The organism is Paraburkholderia sp. CI2, from assembly GCF_014201055.1.
Classification (GTDB): domain Bacteria; phylum Pseudomonadota; class Gammaproteobacteria; order Burkholderiales; family Burkholderiaceae; genus Paraburkholderia; species Paraburkholderia tuberum.
The window spans coordinates 22,595-41,692 of the sequence record NZ_JACHDL010000015.1; the positions used below are offsets into that span (position 1 = coordinate 22,595).

The 19,098-nt window shown below is 62.9% G+C and carries 15 protein-coding genes and 1 pseudogene; 7 read left to right on the forward strand and 9 right to left on the reverse strand.

Annotated features, from left to right (window positions below):
• Positions 1-12: 12 nt before the first annotated feature.
• On the forward strand, positions 13-903 hold the full coding sequence (locus HDG32_RS20515) for a 2OG-Fe(II) oxygenase (protein ID WP_184070258.1): 891 nt from the start codon (positions 13-15) through the stop codon (positions 901-903).
• A 188-nt stretch (positions 904-1,091) separates the two neighbouring features.
• Here the strand turns inward: HDG32_RS20515 and HDG32_RS20520 are convergent, their stop codons facing one another.
• From HDG32_RS20520 to HDG32_RS37050, 6 genes and pseudogenes are all read right to left on the reverse strand, one after another.
• On the reverse strand, positions 1,092-2,099 hold the full coding sequence (locus HDG32_RS20520) for a response regulator (protein WP_184070260.1): 1,008 nt from the start codon (positions 2,097-2,099) through the stop codon (positions 1,092-1,094).
• Entirely contained in the window at positions 2,099-3,223 is a 1,125-nt protein-coding gene (locus tag HDG32_RS20525) for a hybrid sensor histidine kinase/response regulator (RefSeq protein WP_184070262.1), read from the reverse strand. Before HDG32_RS20525 ends, HDG32_RS20520 begins: the two co-directional genes overlap by 1 nt.
• 8 nt (positions 3,224-3,231) lie before the next feature.
• Complete coding sequence (locus HDG32_RS20530) at positions 3,232-4,587, reverse strand: sensor histidine kinase (protein WP_184070264.1); 1,356 nt, start codon at positions 4,585-4,587, stop codon at positions 3,232-3,234.
• Positions 4,588-4,609: 22 nt separating this feature from the next.
• A complete protein-coding gene (locus tag HDG32_RS20535) occupies positions 4,610-6,001 on the reverse strand; it encodes a class I SAM-dependent methyltransferase (protein WP_184070266.1) in 1,392 nt (463 codons plus the stop codon).
• Between the two features lie 551 nt (positions 6,002-6,552).
• Complete coding sequence (locus tag HDG32_RS20540) at positions 6,553-6,960, reverse strand: DUF2000 domain-containing protein (protein WP_184070267.1); 408 nt, start codon at positions 6,958-6,960, stop codon at positions 6,553-6,555.
• 47 nt (positions 6,961-7,007) lie between these two features.
• A pseudogene (locus tag HDG32_RS37050) lies at positions 7,008-7,199 on the reverse strand (helix-turn-helix domain-containing protein); the annotation flags it as partial.
• 677 nt (positions 7,200-7,876) lie between these two features.
• Between HDG32_RS37050 and HDG32_RS20555 the strand changes: the two are divergent.
• Positions 7,877-10,384 (forward strand): alkaline phosphatase family protein, encoded by a 2,508-nt coding sequence (locus HDG32_RS20555; protein ID WP_260336538.1) that lies wholly within the window; start codon positions 7,877-7,879, stop codon positions 10,382-10,384.
• Between the two features lie 66 nt (positions 10,385-10,450).
• On the forward strand, positions 10,451-11,824 hold the full coding sequence (locus HDG32_RS20560) for a cytochrome-c peroxidase (protein ID WP_184070269.1): 1,374 nt from the start codon (positions 10,451-10,453) through the stop codon (positions 11,822-11,824).
• 67 nt (positions 11,825-11,891) lie between these two features.
• On the opposite strand, the gene HDG32_RS20565 is transcribed toward HDG32_RS20560, so the two are convergent.
• Positions 11,892-12,524 carry an isochorismatase family cysteine hydrolase gene (locus HDG32_RS20565; RefSeq protein ID WP_184070271.1) on the reverse strand — a complete coding sequence of 211 codons (633 nt, stop codon included), beginning with the start codon at positions 12,522-12,524 and terminating at the stop codon, positions 11,892-11,894.
• Positions 12,525-12,757: 233 nt separating this feature from the next.
• On the opposite strand from HDG32_RS20565, the gene HDG32_RS20570 reads away from it, so the two are divergent.
• Together HDG32_RS20570 and HDG32_RS20575 are read left to right on the forward strand one after the other, a co-directional pair.
• Entirely contained in the window at positions 12,758-13,753 is a 996-nt protein-coding gene (locus tag HDG32_RS20570) for an aldo/keto reductase (RefSeq protein WP_184070490.1), read from the forward strand.
• Positions 13,754-13,846: 93 nt separating this feature from the next.
• On the forward strand, positions 13,847-14,245 hold the full coding sequence (locus HDG32_RS20575; protein WP_184070273.1) for a hypothetical protein: 399 nt from the start codon (positions 13,847-13,849) through the stop codon (positions 14,243-14,245).
• A gap of 10 nt (positions 14,246-14,255) precedes the next feature.
• On the opposite strand, the gene HDG32_RS20580 is transcribed toward HDG32_RS20575, so the two are convergent.
• Positions 14,256-15,896 (reverse strand): MFS transporter, encoded by a 1,641-nt coding sequence (locus HDG32_RS20580; protein WP_184070275.1) that lies wholly within the window; start codon positions 15,894-15,896, stop codon positions 14,256-14,258.
• A 202-nt stretch (positions 15,897-16,098) separates the two neighbouring features.
• Here HDG32_RS20580 and HDG32_RS20585 point away from each other — a divergent pair, with 202 nt between their 5' ends.
• Positions 16,099-17,340, forward strand: a complete 1,242-nt coding sequence (locus tag HDG32_RS20585) for a cystathionine gamma-synthase family protein (protein ID WP_184030122.1) — start codon at positions 16,099-16,101, stop codon at positions 17,338-17,340.
• Between the two features lie 103 nt (positions 17,341-17,443).
• Here HDG32_RS20585 and HDG32_RS20590 read toward each other — a convergent pair whose 3' ends face one another.
• Complete coding sequence (locus tag HDG32_RS20590; protein ID WP_184070277.1) at positions 17,444-17,812, reverse strand: NUDIX hydrolase; 369 nt, start codon at positions 17,810-17,812, stop codon at positions 17,444-17,446.
• A 242-nt stretch (positions 17,813-18,054) separates the two neighbouring features.
• Here HDG32_RS20590 and HDG32_RS20595 point away from each other — a divergent pair, with 242 nt between their 5' ends.
• Positions 18,055-18,966 (forward strand): CHAD domain-containing protein, encoded by a 912-nt coding sequence (locus tag HDG32_RS20595; protein WP_184070279.1) that lies wholly within the window; start codon positions 18,055-18,057, stop codon positions 18,964-18,966.
• Positions 18,967-19,098: the final 132 nt, after the last annotated feature.

Consider the following 19,098-nt stretch of genomic DNA (forward strand, 5'->3'; position numbering starts at 1 on the left):
AACCTCGCCCCGATGTCCATCACCGTCAATTTCCCAGCCGAAGTCCGCGACTGGATCGCCGCCAACCTTTCACGCGGCGTCGCGCCCCAAGCGATCGTCAACGAACTGGTGAGCCGCGACAACGCGGCCGAGCTCGCGTCGGCGATGGTCGATGCGGTCGCATCGGCGTTCCTGTACGGTATGGCGCTGCCCGGCGACAAGCTCGAAGTCAGCAGCGCGCCGCTCAGCTACCAGCCCGAGCCGCTGCGCGTGCCCGACGCTCCGCTGATCCAACTCGGCGAGCGCAAGGTGCGCGTGCTGTCGCGGCTGCAACGACCGGCCGCCGTGCACATCGCCAATTTCCTGAGTGCCGATGAATGCGAGCAGCTGATCGCGCTCGCACAGCCGCGGCTCGACCGGTCGGCCGTCGTCGATCCAGTGACCGGCCGCGATGTGATCGCCGGTCATCGCAGCAGTCACGGGATGTTTTTCCGTTTGGGCGAGACGCCGTTGATCTCGCGCATCGAGGCGCGCATCGCGGAACTCACGGCAACCCCGGTCGAGAACGGCGAAGGCCTGCAAATGCTGCACTATGAGGAAGGCGCGGAGTCAACGCCGCACGTCGACTATCTGATGACGAGCAACGAAACGAATCGCGAGTCGATCGCGCGCAGCGGCCAGCGCATGGGCACGCTGCTGATGTATCTGAAAGATGTGGAAGGCGGCGGTGAGACGGTGTTTCCGCAGCTTGGCTGGTCGGTCGCGCCGCAGCGCGGGCACGCGCTCTACTTCGAATACGGCAACCGCTACGGGCTGTGCGATCCGAGCTCGCTGCACGCGAGCACGCCGCTGCGCACGGGCGACAAGTGGGTGGCGACCAAGTGGATTCGGACGCGGCGCTTCGCGCCGCGCGTTCAGGCTTGAGAAGTCAGGCCTGACAGGCAACGCTTGTCGAGGTGAAAAGAGCGTGCTGTCTGTCAGCGCGCGTGGAAAAACATTCGAACGACTCGCGCGAGCCGTTGGCAGCTTCGCGCTGCTAGCCGAGGCGGGTTGCAGCGCGAAGCCAGTGCGAGTAGTGGCGCGTCAGACGCCGCGCCCTCGAAGCAAGGTAATCAGAACTGCTCGATCCACGTGGCGAGGCGATCGGCGGCGAACTCGCTACCGCGCTGCGCCGGCCGGAACGCGATCGCATCGCCTTCTCGTGCCGGCTGCAGTGCACCGTCATTGCCATCGAGCCACAGAAGGCTCGCCAGCCATACCGCGTGCCCGCTCGACACCGCGTTGTTGCCCGGCTCCGCGAGAAACTCCGCGAGTGTGGCCGGCTGGTCGCACACGAGACCATCGCCTTCGCGGCGCACATTGATGCCAGCCTCGGAAAATACCCCGGCCAGCGTCGTCAGTGCGTCGCTCGCAGTCACGCTCGCGCTGCCGTGACGGTTACGCAGCGTGGCGAGGTGCGCGGCCACCGTATGACCGAACGCGCCGCTGCGGGCACTCTCGGCCGCGATCAGATCGGAGTAGTCCTGCAGCAGCCAGTCCGGCTCGGAGTTCGGCACGTCGGCGAGTACCGCTGCGGCGAGATACGTCTCGACCGGCTGAAAGCGCTCGGGCCCGATCAGCGTGGCCGACAGCGAACGCACCAGACCGATGCGAGTGGCGACCACCTGCTTTTGCAGCACGCCCAGCTTCTCGCGCACCAGCGTGTCGCGCTCCTTGCGCAGCTCGGCCAGCTCGAGCGCCTGCTTCAGTTCCATGCGCAGCGCCGTGATGTCCCAAGGCTTCTTGATGTAGCGATGGATATGACCGAGGTTGACGGCCGCGACGGTCTGATCGATTTCCGAATACGCGGTGGTCAGAATCCGCACGACATGCGGAAAGCGCTCGCTCGCATAGCGCAGCAGCTCGTTGCCGAACTCGCCCGGCATACGCTGGTCGGAGACCAGCACCCCCACCCTGTCGCCGTGCTCGTCGAGCAGCGCCTTGCCCTCTTCCACCGAGCCGCCAGTCAGGACCGGCGCCAGGCTTCCGATGGCACGCTGGAAGTACTTTACGGCGGTAGCTTCGTCATCGACGAAGATGATCGCCGGCGCCAACTCCTCTGTGGCTTTTGCTTCGTTCATCAACAGCTCCTGTGCGTTTGACCTTTGATATGGGGGAAATCCAGCACTACGGTGGTGCCTCCCTCCGACGTGGACTCGATCCTGAGTCCGCCGCCACAGGACTGCATGACACGGTTGCATAGAATCAGGCCCAAGCCGTTCCCCCCGGATTTCGCGTGCGTTGTAATTGGGTCCGTCAACAGGCGGTCTTTGATCTCGGGCGGAATTCCCGGCCCGTTGTCGCAGATGCCGATGCTCGGGTGGGGTTCCGTTGTCACGGTAAAGCGCACCGACGGCGACGGCACATCCGCGAGCGCGCGCAACGCGTTGGACAACAGCGACGACAGCACGAGCGCCACGCAATTCGGCTGCGTGAGCACGGCAAAGTCGCTGTCGACGTCGACCTGCACCCACGAGCGCTGCGCGGTCGTAAACGGATACGTATCGAGCAACGCCGAGATCAGCCCATGCGCGGTACTCTCGATGCGCGCCTCGTCGCCCTCCAGTTGCCGGCGCCGCCCGTTGTGCACCGAGCGCCAGAAGGACGACACCACCGCCATGCAGTACTGCGCGCTCTCGCGCATCGATTTCGCGGCGCCGAGAATTTCGCCTTCCGCATCGCGCTCCGCGTCGATGCGATCTTCGATGCTGTGCGCGTTCAACGCGATCGCCGCGAGCGGCGTGTTCAGTTCGTGCGCGATGAACGCCAGGGTTTCGTCGATGGCGATCAGGCGCTGATTCTGCATCGCGCGTTCGTGGTAACGATCAAACGCCAGTTGCAGCGTATCGCGCACTGCCGCCGGCTTCAGCGGCTTTTCGAGGATGCGGAACACCTCGCCGGTGTTGACCGTCTGCAATAACATCTCGACGTCTGCATAAGCCGTGACCAGAATCCGCACGATGTGCGGATATTCCAGCGCCACCTGGCGCAGCAGGTCGCCACCGTCACGCCCCGGCATGCGGAAGTCCGTGACCAGCACCGCGATGCGGGCGTTGTCCTGCTCGAGGATAGCGATCGCCTCGTCGCTGCTCGTCGCGAGCAGGACCTCGTAATCGGCACCTACGGTGCGCGCGAAGTATTTGCAGGCCAACTCTTCGTCATCGACGTAGAGAAGAGTGGGCTGTGTCTGTCGGATGTCATTCATGGTGTTTCTCAGGGTGCGGGCGACAGATCGAAACTGAATGACGCCCAACTTCCCTGCTCGCTCTCAGCAAACAGCAGGCCGCCGTGACGCTCGATCACCGCATAGCTGATCGACAGCCCGAGGCCCAGGCCCTGTCCCACTTCGCGGGTGGTAAAAAATGGCTCGAACACGCGCGCGAGATGCTCCGGCGCGATGCCCGGCCCGTTGTCTTTTACCGTCACATGCAGGCGGTCTTCGGTCCATCTGACGTTGACGTGAATCGCCGGCGCGGGCGTGGCCGCCTTGCGCATCGCCAGCACCGCATTCGACAGCAGGTTGATCAGCACGCCGATGATGGCCGCCTCGTCGCCCTGCACCAGCGTATCCGCGGGCAGCTCGCGCGTGACGGTGACGCCCCGCAATTCATGGCCGACGAGCCGGATCGCCGAATCGAGCGCCTTTTCGAACAGGAACGGCGTGCCCAGCTCCGCCTCGGCGCCGGGCTTGCGATACGCGAACGTCTTCAGGTCCGACACGATGTGCTGGATCCGCTGCATGCCCTGCCGCGCATCGACCAGACATTCCTGCAGCGTCGGCTCCTTCTTCGAGATCGGCTCTTCCAGCGCAACCTCGATTGCCATCAGACAGAAGTTCACCGGATTGTTCACTTCATGCAGCAGGCCAGCCGCGAGCGTACCGATCGCCGCCATTTTTTCCTGCTGCAGCAGTTGGCCCTTGATGTCGAGCAACTGCCGATTGATCACTTCGAGTTCGGCGTTCTTCGCGGAGACCTCCGCGTTTTTCTCGGACACCTCGGCCTTCAGGCGAAACAGCATGAAGCGCACGCGTTCGTTGAAAAACGTGTAGACGGCACTTGCGGCAGCGGCGAACAGAAGGAGCAGAACATTGACGGTCATCGTGCCGAGCGGCACGCCCTCATGCGGAGGCAACAGGCAGGCCAGCAGATACAGAAAGCAGGACAGCACGCCGAACACGAGGTTTTGCCACAGACCGAATGGCAACGCAATGCCGGACGCGAAGATGGCCAGATTCAGGCCCATGTAGTAGGGCGACAGAACACCATCGGTGCGCCAGATCATCCATGAAATCATCGCCTGCGGCAGCAGCAGCCAGGACAGCGTCAGCCATGGAGTAAGCCGCCGCCCCATGCTGGTGTCGAGCAAGGCGATGATACCGCCGATCATCAACGACACGAGCAGGCGCGCGAGCGCGAACGACGTCTGATACTGCGGATACTGCGCGTAATCCAGCCCCACGCCGAGCAGCACGAGCGCAATCGCTGTGCACGCGCCGCCCCGGCTGAACGTGACGCGAAAGTCGGCCAGCTCGGTTTGATAGCCGCTCTGCAGGGGACTGGTAGTCATGAACAGGGATGTCGACACGGTTTCAGAGGATCGTGGCTTCCGCGAACACATTCACCCCGGTCTTGTCGACGTAGAGCTTCTGGTCAGTGGAGTTGGCGGGAAGCAGCGAGCTCATGCCGCTTTCGTTCCGATAAATCAGATACCACTCGAGCAGATGCTCCATCCCGTACTTCTCCGGATTCGCCGAATGGACGTTGGTGACCAGCAACTGACCGCCAGCTCGCGTGCGAGCGGCGAAGTAACTGAGGAGACGCGCGCAGACCTTGTCCGACAGATAGTCGAACAGACCCGCGCAGTACACCGCGTCGAATTCGCGCGCGGAGGGGTCCGTTGAAATTTTACGCTTGAGCAGATCGTGCACCGACTGATGCACCATTTGCACCGAGGCTTTATGGCCCGCGGCATTCGCCGAGCTTTCGATCGCGTCCTTCGTAAACGCCAGCGTTTCCTCGCTGAAGTCGACCAGCTCGAAGGACAGCAGCTCCGGATGCGGATATTCGCGCACGAAGCGCTGGATCTCGAAAGCGGGCCCGCAACCGACGTTGAGGATGCGGAACGGCCTGCCGGCAGCGCGCGCCGCTTCGGCCTGACGCGTCAGAAAGTCGATCAGCAGCGTGATGCGGTTGCGGTGCGCAGTCGCGACCGCCGCGTGCAGGAACGCGGTATTGACGATCTGGAAGTATGTGGTCGGTCCCTGCTGCGGATCGCTGAGGATCTGGTTGACCATCTCGTAGTCGCCGGCATAGCCGAGCGGCTTGGTGAACGTGCGGTAGACGAATGGCGCGCGCAGCAGCAACGGATGCAGTGCCGCTTGCGCATACGTGCGATGCACGGGTGCGGTCTCGGCGTCGACGCGCTCGGCCTCTTCCTCGAGGCGGTCGAGGAAGAACTTGATCTTGAGCATGATCGGCGTGGCGAGCTCGTAGAACAGGTCCTCGCGCAGCCTGCCTTCTTCGGTCTTCGGCAAGCTTTCGGTCAGGTCGACCTGCTCGACCCAGCGCGACACTTCCGACAGGAACGCGCGCATCTCGTTCACGACGATCTGATAGTCGCGCCGGATATTGAAGCGCGCGTCCCAGTCGCTAATAAAGAGTTCTGCTTCCCGGCCGACCGACTTCGCTTCATTGGGCAGAACGCTAAGCTCGCGCCATTCGTCGATGAGTGCCAGCGAAACCACCGCGGTCAGACCGGTGTTCACCAGACTCACCACCACGGCCTTGCCGAGATAGGCATTCTTGGTGCCCATGCGCACGCTCAGCTCGCTTAACACCTCGCTGACCTGCACGATGGAATAGGGGTTATAGACCTCCATGACCAAAGACTTTCTCTGGAGGTTAATGATCGTCCCACGCACGTGCTCGCGCTGCGAGTTGCGGAAGCTGATCACCGGGTCGATTTGCGTTTGAGAGTACACGGTATTAGTACCTGAGGAATCCGGGAACGCAGCAGGGTGTTGGAGAAGTCCAGTGAATGGCTGCCGCACGCACGACACCGGCGACAAGTCGTGGACGCGTTTCAAACCACTTTGAGCTGGAAACACCAAAGCCCTTTGCCAGAATGGCTCCAGCGGCTTGCAGTGTAACATCAACACGTTCAATTCTGACTGAGGTCAAATTCAGGAGGAAACGTATATGCAAGGATTTCTTGCGAGCATGTCCGTGCTGTAGAAAGCCGTTTTTGCAAAGAACCATTTGAAACGAGTTGGCGAGCGCGCGGGTGCAATCGCCGACAATTCGTTTCTCGACAACGACTTGCAATCGCATTGCCACGATGGCGGCACGATCCGCTATTGAGGGGGTGCGTTACTTGTGCCTTTCTGATCTATGCCCTTTGGATATGCCCCGTGCATTCGCCGAATAAGCCTTTTTTGTTTTAACGCAATTCGCGTCCGGCGCGGCAAACGTTTTTCTTTTAGAGTTCGGCGCGAGTACCGTCGACAATCGAGCGACTCGCGCACTCGTTGACTCATTCGTGCAACGCCAAACCTTTCACGGCCTTATCGACGGCTCTCTTCGGTCCGTGCAGTGCGAGACCGACGAGATCGAGATTCGCCGCGTCCTCGGCGCGAAAGACTGCGCGATTCGCCGCGTCATGCCCCGTCGAAAACATCGCGTGCACATACGGCACGATTCCGAGCTCGCGCGACAGCGCCTGCCGATGCGCGCCCTGCAGACCGAACCGGTCGGCGGCGAACACCATCATCGGCTGGCCGAGCATGCGGCCGTAGCGGTGCCCGGCGGCATCCTCGTACGGCTCGCCCAGCGCATCGGGCGCCGCGGCCGCGACACCGGTCGCGAGAAACGCGACCACATTGAGCTTCTGCCAGACCGCGAGATCGCTGCGCACGATCAGCGCCACTTTGGTATCGAACATGATGACTCCTCGTTGAGCCGCTCATGATCGACGATGCCGCGCGATCGGTCTGGAACGTTTGTGCACATCTGCCGGTACGCCGCCGGCGTCATGCGGTACGCCCGACGAAACCAGCGGCCGAGATGGCTCTGATCCGCGAAGCCGACTTCGGCGGCGACCTGCGCTGGCGTGCGGCCGGTCGCGAGCAGGCGCCGCGCGGCGCGCAGGCGCAAGCGCACCAGATACGCATGCGGCGCGGTTTTTTTGCGTCGCGCGGTTTTTGGCTGCGCTGCTTTCTCGTCCGTATCCGGCGCGACGCCCGCGATGTGTTCGATCACAGTCATGAACGATGCCGATGCCGATCGGACAGGTTGTCCCGGCAGCATCGTCAGCGCGACGATTTCGTGCAGTGAACGACCGTCGACGGAGCGGCCCTCCACCGTGTCATGCCAGTCAACATCCGCTTGCGCGAAGGCGCCGATCACACGTTCGAGCACGGCCGGCGACAGGACGCCGCCGTCGTACAACCGGATGACGACGCTTTCGAACATCTGGAGCGGGGCGATGCCCGTTGTTTTCGACGCCACGTTTTGTCATCCGGTTGGTTTCTCTTCCAGTATCAGCCAGCAAATCACATGCCGATGTGGCGAGTAACTCATCGTGATCGCCGAGTATGGCATGCGCGAGGCGTGAATCATGCTCGCATGTAGGAAGTCGGCCCGCTTGCACAAGCAGGGCGTCGCCGGTCGAGCCATATCGACCGCGCCGTCGTAGCAAATTAGAGAGAACCGTCGATCGAGCCGCGGGACGTCATCACGGCCTTGTCATATGGCGTTGGGAAGATCGCGGCGCCAGTGAGGCCCGCGACGTCGAGCGGTCTTGAGTCTTGCGGCACAGAAAAAAAACGACGACCGACAACCCCCACGACCCAACGACCATGAAAAGAAGCGCCTCGACACTCGCCGGTTTGGGAGTCATGCTTTCGCTCGCCGCTTGCGGCCCCGACAATGTCAGCTCGCCCGCCACCGGCTCGAGTGCCAGCGCGAATACCAGCACCAGCGTCACCGCGACGGGCATCGCCGCCGCCGGCGCGCCCATCGTCGGCGTCACCGTCACGGTGACGGACAGCGACGGAAAGAGCACGCAGTCGAGCCTCACCGACGCGACCGGCAAGTTCACCGTGTCGATGACGGGCAAGGCGCCGTTCGTTCTGACCGCGCCATTCAACGATGCGGACGGCACGCCGGCCACCTTGTCCGCGGTCATCGATCCCGCGCCCGCGTCGTCGGGTGCGACCGTGTCCGTGGTCGCCAATCTGAATCCGCTGACGTCGCTGCTCACGCAGCGCGTGCTGGGGATCGTGCCCAATGGCGCGCCGACCAGCGCGCAGATCGCGTCGGCGAAGATCTCCGCGAGCAGCATCGCCCAGGCCGACGCGGCCGTCGCGGGCGCGTTGCAGCCACTGTTCAGCGCGTTCAACGTGCCGCTCAATACCGTCGCGGACCCGATCGGCACGCCCTATCAGGCGAATGCGAGTAACCCGCTCGATAACCTGTTCGATATCGCGCGCTTCACGGTGCACGCCGGCACGGTCGCCGCCGGTGTCGACGCCAGCCGCGCGCAGGTTTCGATCCCGCCCACGGGCGCGGTCTCCGGCGCGATGCCGGCCGCCGCCGTGAGCTCGGCGCTCGCGTTGAGCAACAGCGCGACCACGACGCCGATTCAGCACGTCATCGTCGTGGTCGGCGAGAACCAGACTTTCGACGGCCTGTTCGGCGGCTACGTCGCGCCGGACGGCCAGACGGTCAAGAACCTGCTGTCGGAAGGCATCATCAACGCGGACGGCACGCCGGGTCCAAACTTCGCGCAGGCTGCCCAGAACCAGGGCACGACGCAAACGGCCTACACGATCAACCCGACGCGCGGCGCGGCGTACGCGACTCTGCCGCAGCCGGAACAGATCGGCATCGAAAACCTCCAGACCTTCACGACCGGCGGCGGCACGGCCGACACGCGCTTCCCGGCCACGCTGCCTAACGGCCCGTTCCAGATCACCAGGTACGTACCGTACGCGCAGCAGGTCACGGCCGTCGCGCCCTTGCTGACGCTCTACGCGATGACCGGCGACCCGGTCCATCGCTTCTTCCAGATGTGGCAGCAAACCGGCGGCGACAACAGCAAGCACGACATGTTCACGTGGGTGGCCACCACGGTCGGCCAGGGCGGCGATACGACCGGCATCACGCCGCAGAATCCGTCGCAGGGCGGCGAACTGATGGGCTTCATGAACATGTCGACCGGCGATGCGCCGTATTTCCAGTCACTCGCGCAAACCTACGCGGTCAGCGACAACTATCACCAGTCGATCATGGGCGGCACCGGCGCGAACTTCTTCTCGATCGCGACGGCCGACGAGCCGTACTTCAACACGGCCGGCACCGTCGCAACGCCGCCGGCCAACCAGATCGAAAATCCTGACCCGATGGCGCAAACGGCGAACTTCTACACCCAGGACGGCTACGAAGGCGGCTCCTACGTGAACTGTTCCGATGCGAGCCAGGCCGGCGTGTCAGCCATTCTCAATTTCCTCGCCGCGAAGAAGGTCGCAAGCAATTGCGACGCGGGCAAGTACTATCTCGTCAACAACTACAACCCCGGTTATGACCTGAACGGCAACGTCCAGCCGATCGGTCCGAACAACTACAACTACCCGCCGCAGACCGTGCCCACCATCGCCGAGGCGCTGGCCGCCAAGGGCGTGTCGTGGAAGTGGTATACGGGCGGGCGCACCACCAGCGACCTTGCAGCTGAAACCCAGCTGCTGGAACTCGCGGACGGGTTGCCGGCGGCGCAGGCGGCGGCGCTTGCACAGTCGGCGCAGTACAACGTCATCGGCGACCCGCTGGTCGCGTCGAGCAAGGTGATGGGCACGCCCGCGCTGAAGGCGAACCTGACCGATCTGACGACGTTCGCCAACGACATCAAGAACAGCACGCTGCCCGCGGTGTCGTTCGTCGTGCCGAAGAACCTCGACAGCGGTCACCCCGGCTATTCGGCACCGGCCACCTATGAGGCATTCCTGAAGACCGTGATCGCCAACGTTCAGGCCAATCCGGCGCTGTGGGCGCATACGGCGATCCTGATCACCACCGACGAAGGCGGCGGCCACTTCGACACCGGCGCGATCCAGAACCTCGATTTCTTCGGCGACGGTCCGCGCATTCCGATGCTCGTGGTGTCGCCGTATGCCCGCAAGGGGATGGTCGACCACACGTACTACGATCATGCGTCGGTGCTCAAATTCATCGAACGCAACTGGCGCCTGCAGCCGCTGTCGACGCGTAGCCGCGACCGTCTGCCGAATCCGGTCACCTCGACGCAAAGCCCGTATCTGCCGATCAACACGACTTCGATCGGCGACCTGATGGCGATGTTCAATTTCTGATCGACGAGAGCATCGAAAAAACGGTGGGGCCTTCGCTCCACCGTCTTCCGTTGAAACGACGCACGCATGCAGATGATTCGAGATTGCTTCAAAGTGGCGAGTGGATTGGGCGCTGTAACGATTGCCGCGTTCGCCGCCTTCACGCTGGGTGCGAGCTTTTCAGCCACGGCACAAGCACCGTCGGGCAATGGACTGACGGCCGCCGCGGGCGGCTTTGCCGCGGCATCGAAAGCGGTGCCCAAGGCGGCCGCCAAAGTCTCGGTGCAAAGATGGGTTCGCTACCCCGCGAGCCCTGCCGCGTTGAGCCAGCGGGCCGAACTTGGCAAACAGATATTCTTCGACGCGTCGCTATCGGCCTCGGGAAAGATGTCATGCGCGAACTGCCATAGTCCCGAGCACGCCTACGGTCCACCGAACGGCCTTGCCGTGCAACTGGGCGGCGCCGACATGCGCCAGCCGGGTACGCGTTCGGTGCCGTCGCTGCGCTATCTGAGCTTCACGCCGTTGTTCAGCCGGCACTTCTATACGCCCGCCTCGGAAGATATCGAGGACGAAGGACCGACGGGCGGCTTCATGCGTGACGGCGCCGCCGCATCGTTGCACGATCAGGCGTCGATGCCGCTGCTCAATCCGAACGAGATGGCCAACCGCAGCGCGGCCGAAGTCGTCGCGAAGCTGCGGCGCAGCGCTTATGCCGACACCTTCAGAAAGGTCTTCGGCGCCCAGGTCTTCTCGCAGACGGACAAGGCATTCGCGCACATCGGCGAAGCACTCGAAGCGTTTCAGACCGAAGACGTGAGCTTCCAGCCGTACACGAGCAAGTTCGATGCGGCGATGTCGGGCAATGCGGACTTCACGGCGCAGGAACTGCGCGGCTACGCGCTGTTCAACAACCCCGACAAGGGCAATTGCGCAAAATGCCATCTGGACGCGCCCGGGCCCGGTGGACGGCCGGCGCAATTCGCCGACTTTTCGTTCATTGCGCTCGGGGTGCCGCGCAACCCGGAAATTCCGGCCAATCGCGATCCGACGTATTTCGACCTTGGCCTGTGCGGCCCCTATCGCTCGGATCTGGCAAAGGAAACCGGCTTCTGCGGCATGTTCAAGTCACCGACGCTGCGCAACGTTGCGACGCGCTCGGTGTTTTTCCACAACGGCCGCTTTCATAAGCTCGAGGACGTGATGCGCTTCTATGTCGAGCGCGATACCAATCCGGCAAAGTGGTATCCGAAGGGGGCCAACGGCAAGGTCGACAAATTCGACGATCTGCCGCGCCGCTATCGCAACAACGTCGACTTCGCGGATGCGCCGATGGATCGGAAGCTCGGCGGCAAGCCCGCGCTGAACGAGGCCGAGATTCGCGACGTCATCGCATTCCTGCAGACGTTGAACGACGGTTACTCGGTCACGCCGGGCGGCCCGAAAGCGCTGGTGCGATAGCGGGGTTTGTTCGTAGCGAAACCAACGGAACGCCGGGGAAAGACGTAATCGAGCTGGCGATATTGGTCTACGCGAGCAGCAGTAGCGCATCCGCCAGTGACAGCACCGTTGTGCGTGAATCGAATGCGGTAGAAAACAGACGCTCGTGGACCACCTGGTCCGGGTCGTAACAGCAATCCTTCACCGTATACAGGCGGAAGTCCGCGTCGCTGGCGTACGCGACCGAGGAGAGCACGACTCCGGTCGACGCGATGCCGACCATGATCAGCGAATCGATACCTTGCCCCGAAAGCTTCGCCTCCAGATCGGTGCCGAAGAACACGCTCGCACGATGCGCGATGACGAGCGGTTCGTTGGCCTGCTGGCCCAACTCCGGCGCGGTCCGGTCTGCGAGGAAGAGGCCAAGACTTTTGATTCCCTGCCCGTTCCTGTTCAACGGGCTGACTTCCGGATAGCCCGGACTGAACCTGAGGTTGGCGAAATAGACGCTGACGCCTTTGGCCCGGGCCGCGTCGCACAAGCTGCGCGTATTGGCGAGCAAGGCGGGCGCGACCGATGGAAAGAGTCCGAGAATGTCGGTCTGGTAATGCATGACGACAAGCGCGGTTCGCGATGGTGCGATGGCCGGAATCCGTGCACTCGTGCGAGTGCCGCCGAGCCCGTCGTTCGCGATGCCTTCAGAACCTGCGTTGGTTGTCATTACGCCACCTTCTTCCGGGTTCCACGTCCTGTTGTCGGAGCAGCCGCTTCGATGCCGTGGAAATCATACTTCATCGCATCGCGCGGGCGATCATCGATTCCGTCCGGACGCATACCCCACTTCAACGGTCCTGCCCGCTTGCTACACTATGTACAACGGTCGCCGGCGCTCCCGCAAGGGTCATGAACCACCTGCGACGCAACTTCGCAAAAAAACAGAGGATGAGCATCCAAATGACGCTTTCGACGAGAAAATTTGGTCGTACCGGCTGGAATGTGTCGGAAATCGGTTTTGGGGCATGGGCGATCGGCGGCTCGTGGGGCGGTGTTGCGGAAGATGACGCCAAGGCCGCGCTGAATGCCGCGCTCGACAACGGTGTCACGTTCATCGACACGGCCGATGTCTACGGCGATGGTCGCTCCGAACGGATCATCCGCGACGTGCTGCGGCAACGAGGCGGCGAACGTCCGATTGTCGCCACCAAGCTCGGGCGCCGACTCGACCCGCATGTGACCAGCGGCTATCTGAACAAGCGCGAGCTCGAAGCTTTCATCGACCGGAGTCGCTCGAATCTCGGCGTCGACACGCTCGACCTGATCCAGTTGCATTGCCCGCCGACGGAGGTTTACTACCGTCCCGAGGTGTTCGACGCAATGGACGACTTCGTCGCCGCCGGCAAGATCCGCTACTACGGCGTGTCGGTCGAAAAGGTGGAAGAAGCGCTGAAGGCGATCGAATATCCGAACGTGGTTTCGGTGCAGATCATCTACAACATGTTCCGTCAGCGTCCATCCGATCTGTTCTTCAGGCAAGCGCAAAAGAAATACGTTGCGGTCATCGCGCGAGTGCCTCTGGCCAGCGGCATGCTCACGGGCAAGATGTCCGCGGATTCGACTTTTGCATCAGACGACCATCGTGCATTCAATCGGCATGGCGAGGCGTTCGACGTCGGCGAAACGTTCTCCGGCGTGCCCTACGACGTCGCGTTGCAAGCGGTCGACGAACTGCTCAGCCTGGTACCCGTGAACGCCTCCATGGCGCAGCTGGCTCTGCGCTGGATCCTGATGGAGGATGCCGTCTCCGTCATCATCCCGGGCAGCAAAAACGCGGCCCAGGCGGCGTCGAACGTCTCGGCCGCGAACCTCGCGCCGCTGTCCGACGAGGTCATGCAACGGGTCCGGGATGTCTATCAGCGCCATATCGCGCCGCACGTCCACCAGCGCTGGTAAAGGCAACGCGGTGGCGGCTTCACGGTGGGCGCATTCGACATGCAGGGAGCACTCGGAATAAATTGTGTTTGCACCTGGACTCTGGAGAACCTCATGACAGACATCGCACTTGCACGCAAAGATGCTTGCCTCGCAGTGGTTCATGCGGTACTGACGGACTTGAGCGACGACAGCAATCTGATCGGCGCGGCTCTACGTGTTGCGGACTACCTCGTAGATGATCTCGAAGGCAAGATCACCGAGACCGACGCCATACTGCTTGCTGTCACCGCGCTAACCAAGGTCAATCGCGCGATTCGCGAGTGGAACGACGTGGACGGCAACTCGATGGACGCGATGAGAGTCGCGGATTTCATCATCGATGAACAAATGAACGGGTACGACAGCGCAACCATTCCACATCAACCGACTTCGTCGGCGGCAAGAATCGAGGCGCGAGCGGCCGCGGTGATCCGGCCGACGGGGTCCCCGGTGCGGCCTGTTCACCACTGAGTTTCGTATCTCACTCCGGGCGCGCCACCGCCGGCCGTTTCAGCGGCTGGATGGTGGCCATCGCAAGCCCCGCTCCGGCGAACGCACACGCGGCGCAGACGAGCGCGACGGCCCGCAGCGCGTCGGTCATCGCATCGGCTTGCGCGCGCGCCACGGATGTCTCGCGCGGCGTATGCGAGTCGCCCGCCGCCCCTCCCGCTTGCTCGACCGGCGCCAGCAATTGCCCGCTCTGGCGCGTATCTTGCGGCACATGCAGTTCGTCGAGGCGCGCCGATAGCGCCGCGTGGTGCGACCACACGAATACGATGCCGAGCACCGCAATCGCCAGCAGGCCCGCCACGCGCGCAACGGCGTTATTGATGCCGGACGCCACGCCTGTGCGGTCGCTCGGCACCGCGCCCATCACGGTCGTGGTAAGCGGCGCGACGGTGATCGTCATGCCGAGCCCGAGCACGACGAGCGCAGGGAAGAATTCAGCCCAATAGCTGCCGCGCACGAACGGCAGCGCCAGCAACGTGAACCCGACTCCGGCGACGCCCGGGCCAACGGTCAGCAGCGTGCGCGAACCGAAGCGGCTAGTCAGACCGCCAGTGAAGCGCGATAGCAAACCGATGATGAAAGGCACCGGCAACAGCGCCGCCCCCGCTTCGGTCGCGGTGTAGCCATGCGCGCGGATCAACGTGAACGGCAGGAAGAAGAACGTGCCGCCAAGGCCGAAGTAAAGCAGCAGTGTGACGAGGTTGGCGCCGGCGAAGTCGCGCGAGCGAAACAGGTCGAGCGGCATCATCGGGTTGGGGCTGCGCGCCTCAATGGTCACGAATGCGGCGAGCATCAGCACGCCGGCGCCAATCGCACAGAATACGAGCGGATGCGCGAAGCCACGCGCCGATGCTTCGGTCAGGCCGAACGTCAGCGCGGCGAGGCCCGTGGCCGCGCTTAGTGCGCCGGGCCAGTCGAGCTGTCCAGGCGCATCGGCCCCGTGGCTGTTGGGCACCGCCGATATGGCGAGCGCGATCGTCAGCGCCGCGAGCGGGACGTTCAGGAAGAAGATCGCGCGCCACGACCATGCGTCGACGAGCCAGCCGCCCGCCACCGGCCCCACGGCCGACGTGATCGCGCCGACGCCCGCCCAGGTGCCGATTGCCCGTCCGCGCGCTGCGTCGTCGAACACCGCGCCGATGATCGCGAGACTGCTGGGTACGAGCAGTGATGCGCCGATGCCTTGAACCGCGCGCGCGGCGACCAGCGCAAACGCATTCGGTGCAAACCCGCAAGCGGCCGACGCCAGCGTGAAAAGCGCGACGCCCGCGATGAACACCGTGCGCCGGCCGAGCTTGTCGCCCATCGATCCGCCGATCAGCACGAGGGAGCCGAGAAACAGCAGATACGCGTTGACGACCCACTGCATCGCCGCGACGCTCGCGCCGAGTTCGCTCTGAATGGCCGGCAGCGCGACGTTGACGACGGAGCCATCGATGAACGCCATGCTCGAACCGCCGATCGTCGCGGCCAGCGCGAGGCGCTTGCGCTGGCACGGGCGGCCGGTCGTGATGGGCTGCGTGCGGATGACGAGCTCGTCGCACGGGCTCGCCTGCGCGGCGATGATGTGCGCCGTCTTCGGTTTGCTAGCAGGATGATCAGGGTCGGCCACGTTCGCTCCCGTGCTGGTCGATGAAGACTTAGAGCCTGTTCGTGCCACCGAGGCTAGTCAACCCCGCAGCGCAACATCGCGGAGCGGGTTTTGCCCATTCGGGGTGTCCCGCGCCGCCGGACGGGACGCCAAGGACTTCGCCGGCGAGCGGTTACAGGCGATAATCGGTTGGAAGCAATCGATCTAAAAAAGCGGAGAAGGAATGGACAAGCAAGGTTTCACCACTGGCATCGTTCACGGCGACAGAATTGCGGGCACCGAGCACGGTGCCTTGCGTCAGCCAGTTCATACGTCCGTGCAATATGGTTTCGAGCGCGTCGAGGACCTGATCGGCGTGTTCCAGGGCACGAAGAAAGGCGGCTTCAATTACGCACGGCAGGGCACGCCCACCACCGCCGCGCTCGAGCGCAAGATCACCAGCCTCGAAGAAGGCGTCGGCACCATCTGCTTCAGCACAGGCATGGCCGGCATCACCGCGACGTTCCTCACGCTGCTGCGCGCGGGCGATCATCTCGTGTCGAGCCGTTACGTGTTCGGCAACACCAACAGTCTGTTCGGCACGTTGCGGGCGCTCGGCATCGAAGTCACGACCGTCGACGCGTGCAACGTCGACGACGTGAAGAACGCAATCCGGCCGAATACGCGCATGGTGTTCGTCGAAACCATCGCGAATCCGGGCACGCAGATTCCCGACCTGCAAGGTATCGGTGACGTGTGCCGTGAGCGCGGCATCGTGTACTTCGTCGATAACACGATTACCTCGCCCGCATTGTTCAAGCCAAAGGCGGTCGGCGCGAGCCTCGTCATCAACTCGCTGACGAAGACTATCGCGGGTCATGGCGCGGCCCTCGGCGGCGCGGTGACGGATACCGGTCTGTTCGACTGGAGCGCGTATCCGAACATCGCCGACGACTATCGGCGCTCGGCGGCGAAGGATCAGGGGCTGCTGCAGATCCGCAAGAAAGGCCTGCGAGACATGGGCGCGGCATTGTCGTCCGAGCAGGCGCACTCGATCGCGATGGGCGCGGAAACGCTCGCCTTGCGCGTGAAGCAAAGCAGCGACAATGCGCTCGCGCTCGCGCAGTTTCTCGAAGGGCACGAAGCGATCGGCAACGTGTTCTATCCCGGCCTGAAGAGCCATCCGCAATACGAGATCGCACAGACGCTGTTCAAGGGCGCATCCTGGCTGTTGTCGTTCGAATTACTCAACGTGGATCGCATGGTCGAAGTCGTCAACGCGCTCAAGCTGCCGGTCAAGGCGACCGGTCTCGGCGACACGCGCACGCTGATCATTCCCGTCGCGCCGACGATCTTTTTCGAAGCCGGGCCGGAAACGCGCAAGGCGATGGGCATTTCCGACGGCATGCTGCGGCTGTCCGCGGGCATCGAGGATATCGACGACCTGATTGCGGATTTCGCACAGGCGCTCAAGTTCGCGGCGTAGTTTTTCGGGCTTTCGAAATTTTGAGCGAGGCTGGTGCGCCGGCCTCGCTTGTTTAGTTCCTGGCCGTGCAATCGGACGCCGGGGTATCAGTTGAAGGTCTGGGCTACTTCCTGCGCCGCTGATACATGAGCTTCACGATATCGGTCGTCGGCCCGCTGGTCATGAGGCGACGGATCTCGTCCATGTGAACCCAGCGACACCTGGCTATTTCGTTACTCGGGCGAGCTTTGGCCCGATTCGGGATTTCGCAGGAAAACACGTGATGGTGCTTCTGCTTGCCACGGAAGTCGAAGAGATGCTTGGCCGACTTGCCGGATAGTTGAGTTTCTTCCTTGAGTTCCCGAAGTGCGGCGTCCGTGCGATGTTCTCCACGCTTGAGGATCCCGCCCGGTAAAGCCCACTTTGCTTGACTACGTGCGACCAGAAGGATTCGCTTACCTCTGCGACAGATCACGGTGGCGCGTTTTTTCAAACCGAACTCCCACTTATGCCCCAGATACTCTCAAGACGCGCACCACACGGCGGCGTATCGGGCGTTGCCAGACATAGTTGAGCATCCTAATACAGAACAGCAGAAGCCGGTAATGTTTCGAAGCGAGGACAGCGGACGCGCGGCAGCTTAAAGTGCGTCATCAACGCGTCACAATCTCGGCGCTAGAGGGTCGCTATGGTAAGGTCTCGGCAAATGGATTTTCTATTCGACTCGAGGCTGCAATGAATATGGATGGTGACTGGTCCTTGCCACGGCCAAACACTCTCTTCAAAGTCAACCGCCGGACGGCAGGTTCATCACTTTCAAAAACGAGTTCCATCGCTAGTACCTTCTCGTCGCTGGCGGCGCCGGTGGTGGCCGAAGCCGTGCAAAGGGCAAGAGAGCTATCCACGCAGAGCGATGCAGAAGGGTTTCATCAGCTTCGCGTGGCTTTCAGAAAGCTTCGGGCTTTGTACTGGGCGTACTCTCCATACCTCGGAGAGGAATCGACCGCGCAAGCCACCGAAGAATTCAAGCGTCTTGCGGCCGTGGCAGGCGGAACCCGTGACTGGGACATAGCAGGCGATCTGCTGAGAGCCGCCCAGGAGTCCGGCGCCTCGATCGAACTGCTGGTGGCCGCGGCGCGCGAGAAGCGCGCGCAGGCGGTGGTGCATAGCCGGACGATGATCAAAAGCGACGATGTCGAGGCGTTTCTGAACGATGTCCTGCTTCGCGCGCAAACCACACTGCTGTCGCGTTGCGACAATCTACCCGTTCAGGCGTTCGCCGAGAAGCGTGTCCGTCTAGCACGGCGTGCACTTCAAAAGCGAAGCAGACGCGCTGCACGCAGCGAGGACACTCACGAGGAGGATCTTCACGACGTTCGAAAGGCAGGCAAAAAACTGAGGTACCTGCTGGAGTTTTTTCAACCCGTTATCAAAAGCGGACACGGTCGCACCATCAAGGAATTGACATCCGTGCAGAACAAGCTGGGGCAGTTCAACGACATTGCCGCAAGCGAGGCGCTGATTCGCAGCGCGTCATTCAATGAGGTTCCGCCCGAGGTCGTGCGGGAATCGCTGCAATGGTTGGGAAAGCAGAAGTCCCAACGGATGCGGGAGGCATCGCGGCGGGTCCGAGGCATCTCTAACTGAGGCGGGCGCGATCTGACTGAGTGGACGCCGAAGTATCACCGGGTTGTTGCGCGGTTGGCAAACGGCTGCGCTCGGCCGCGAGGAGCCGCTCACCGGAAGCATCGCCGGGACAGTCAAACGTCAGTGGCAATC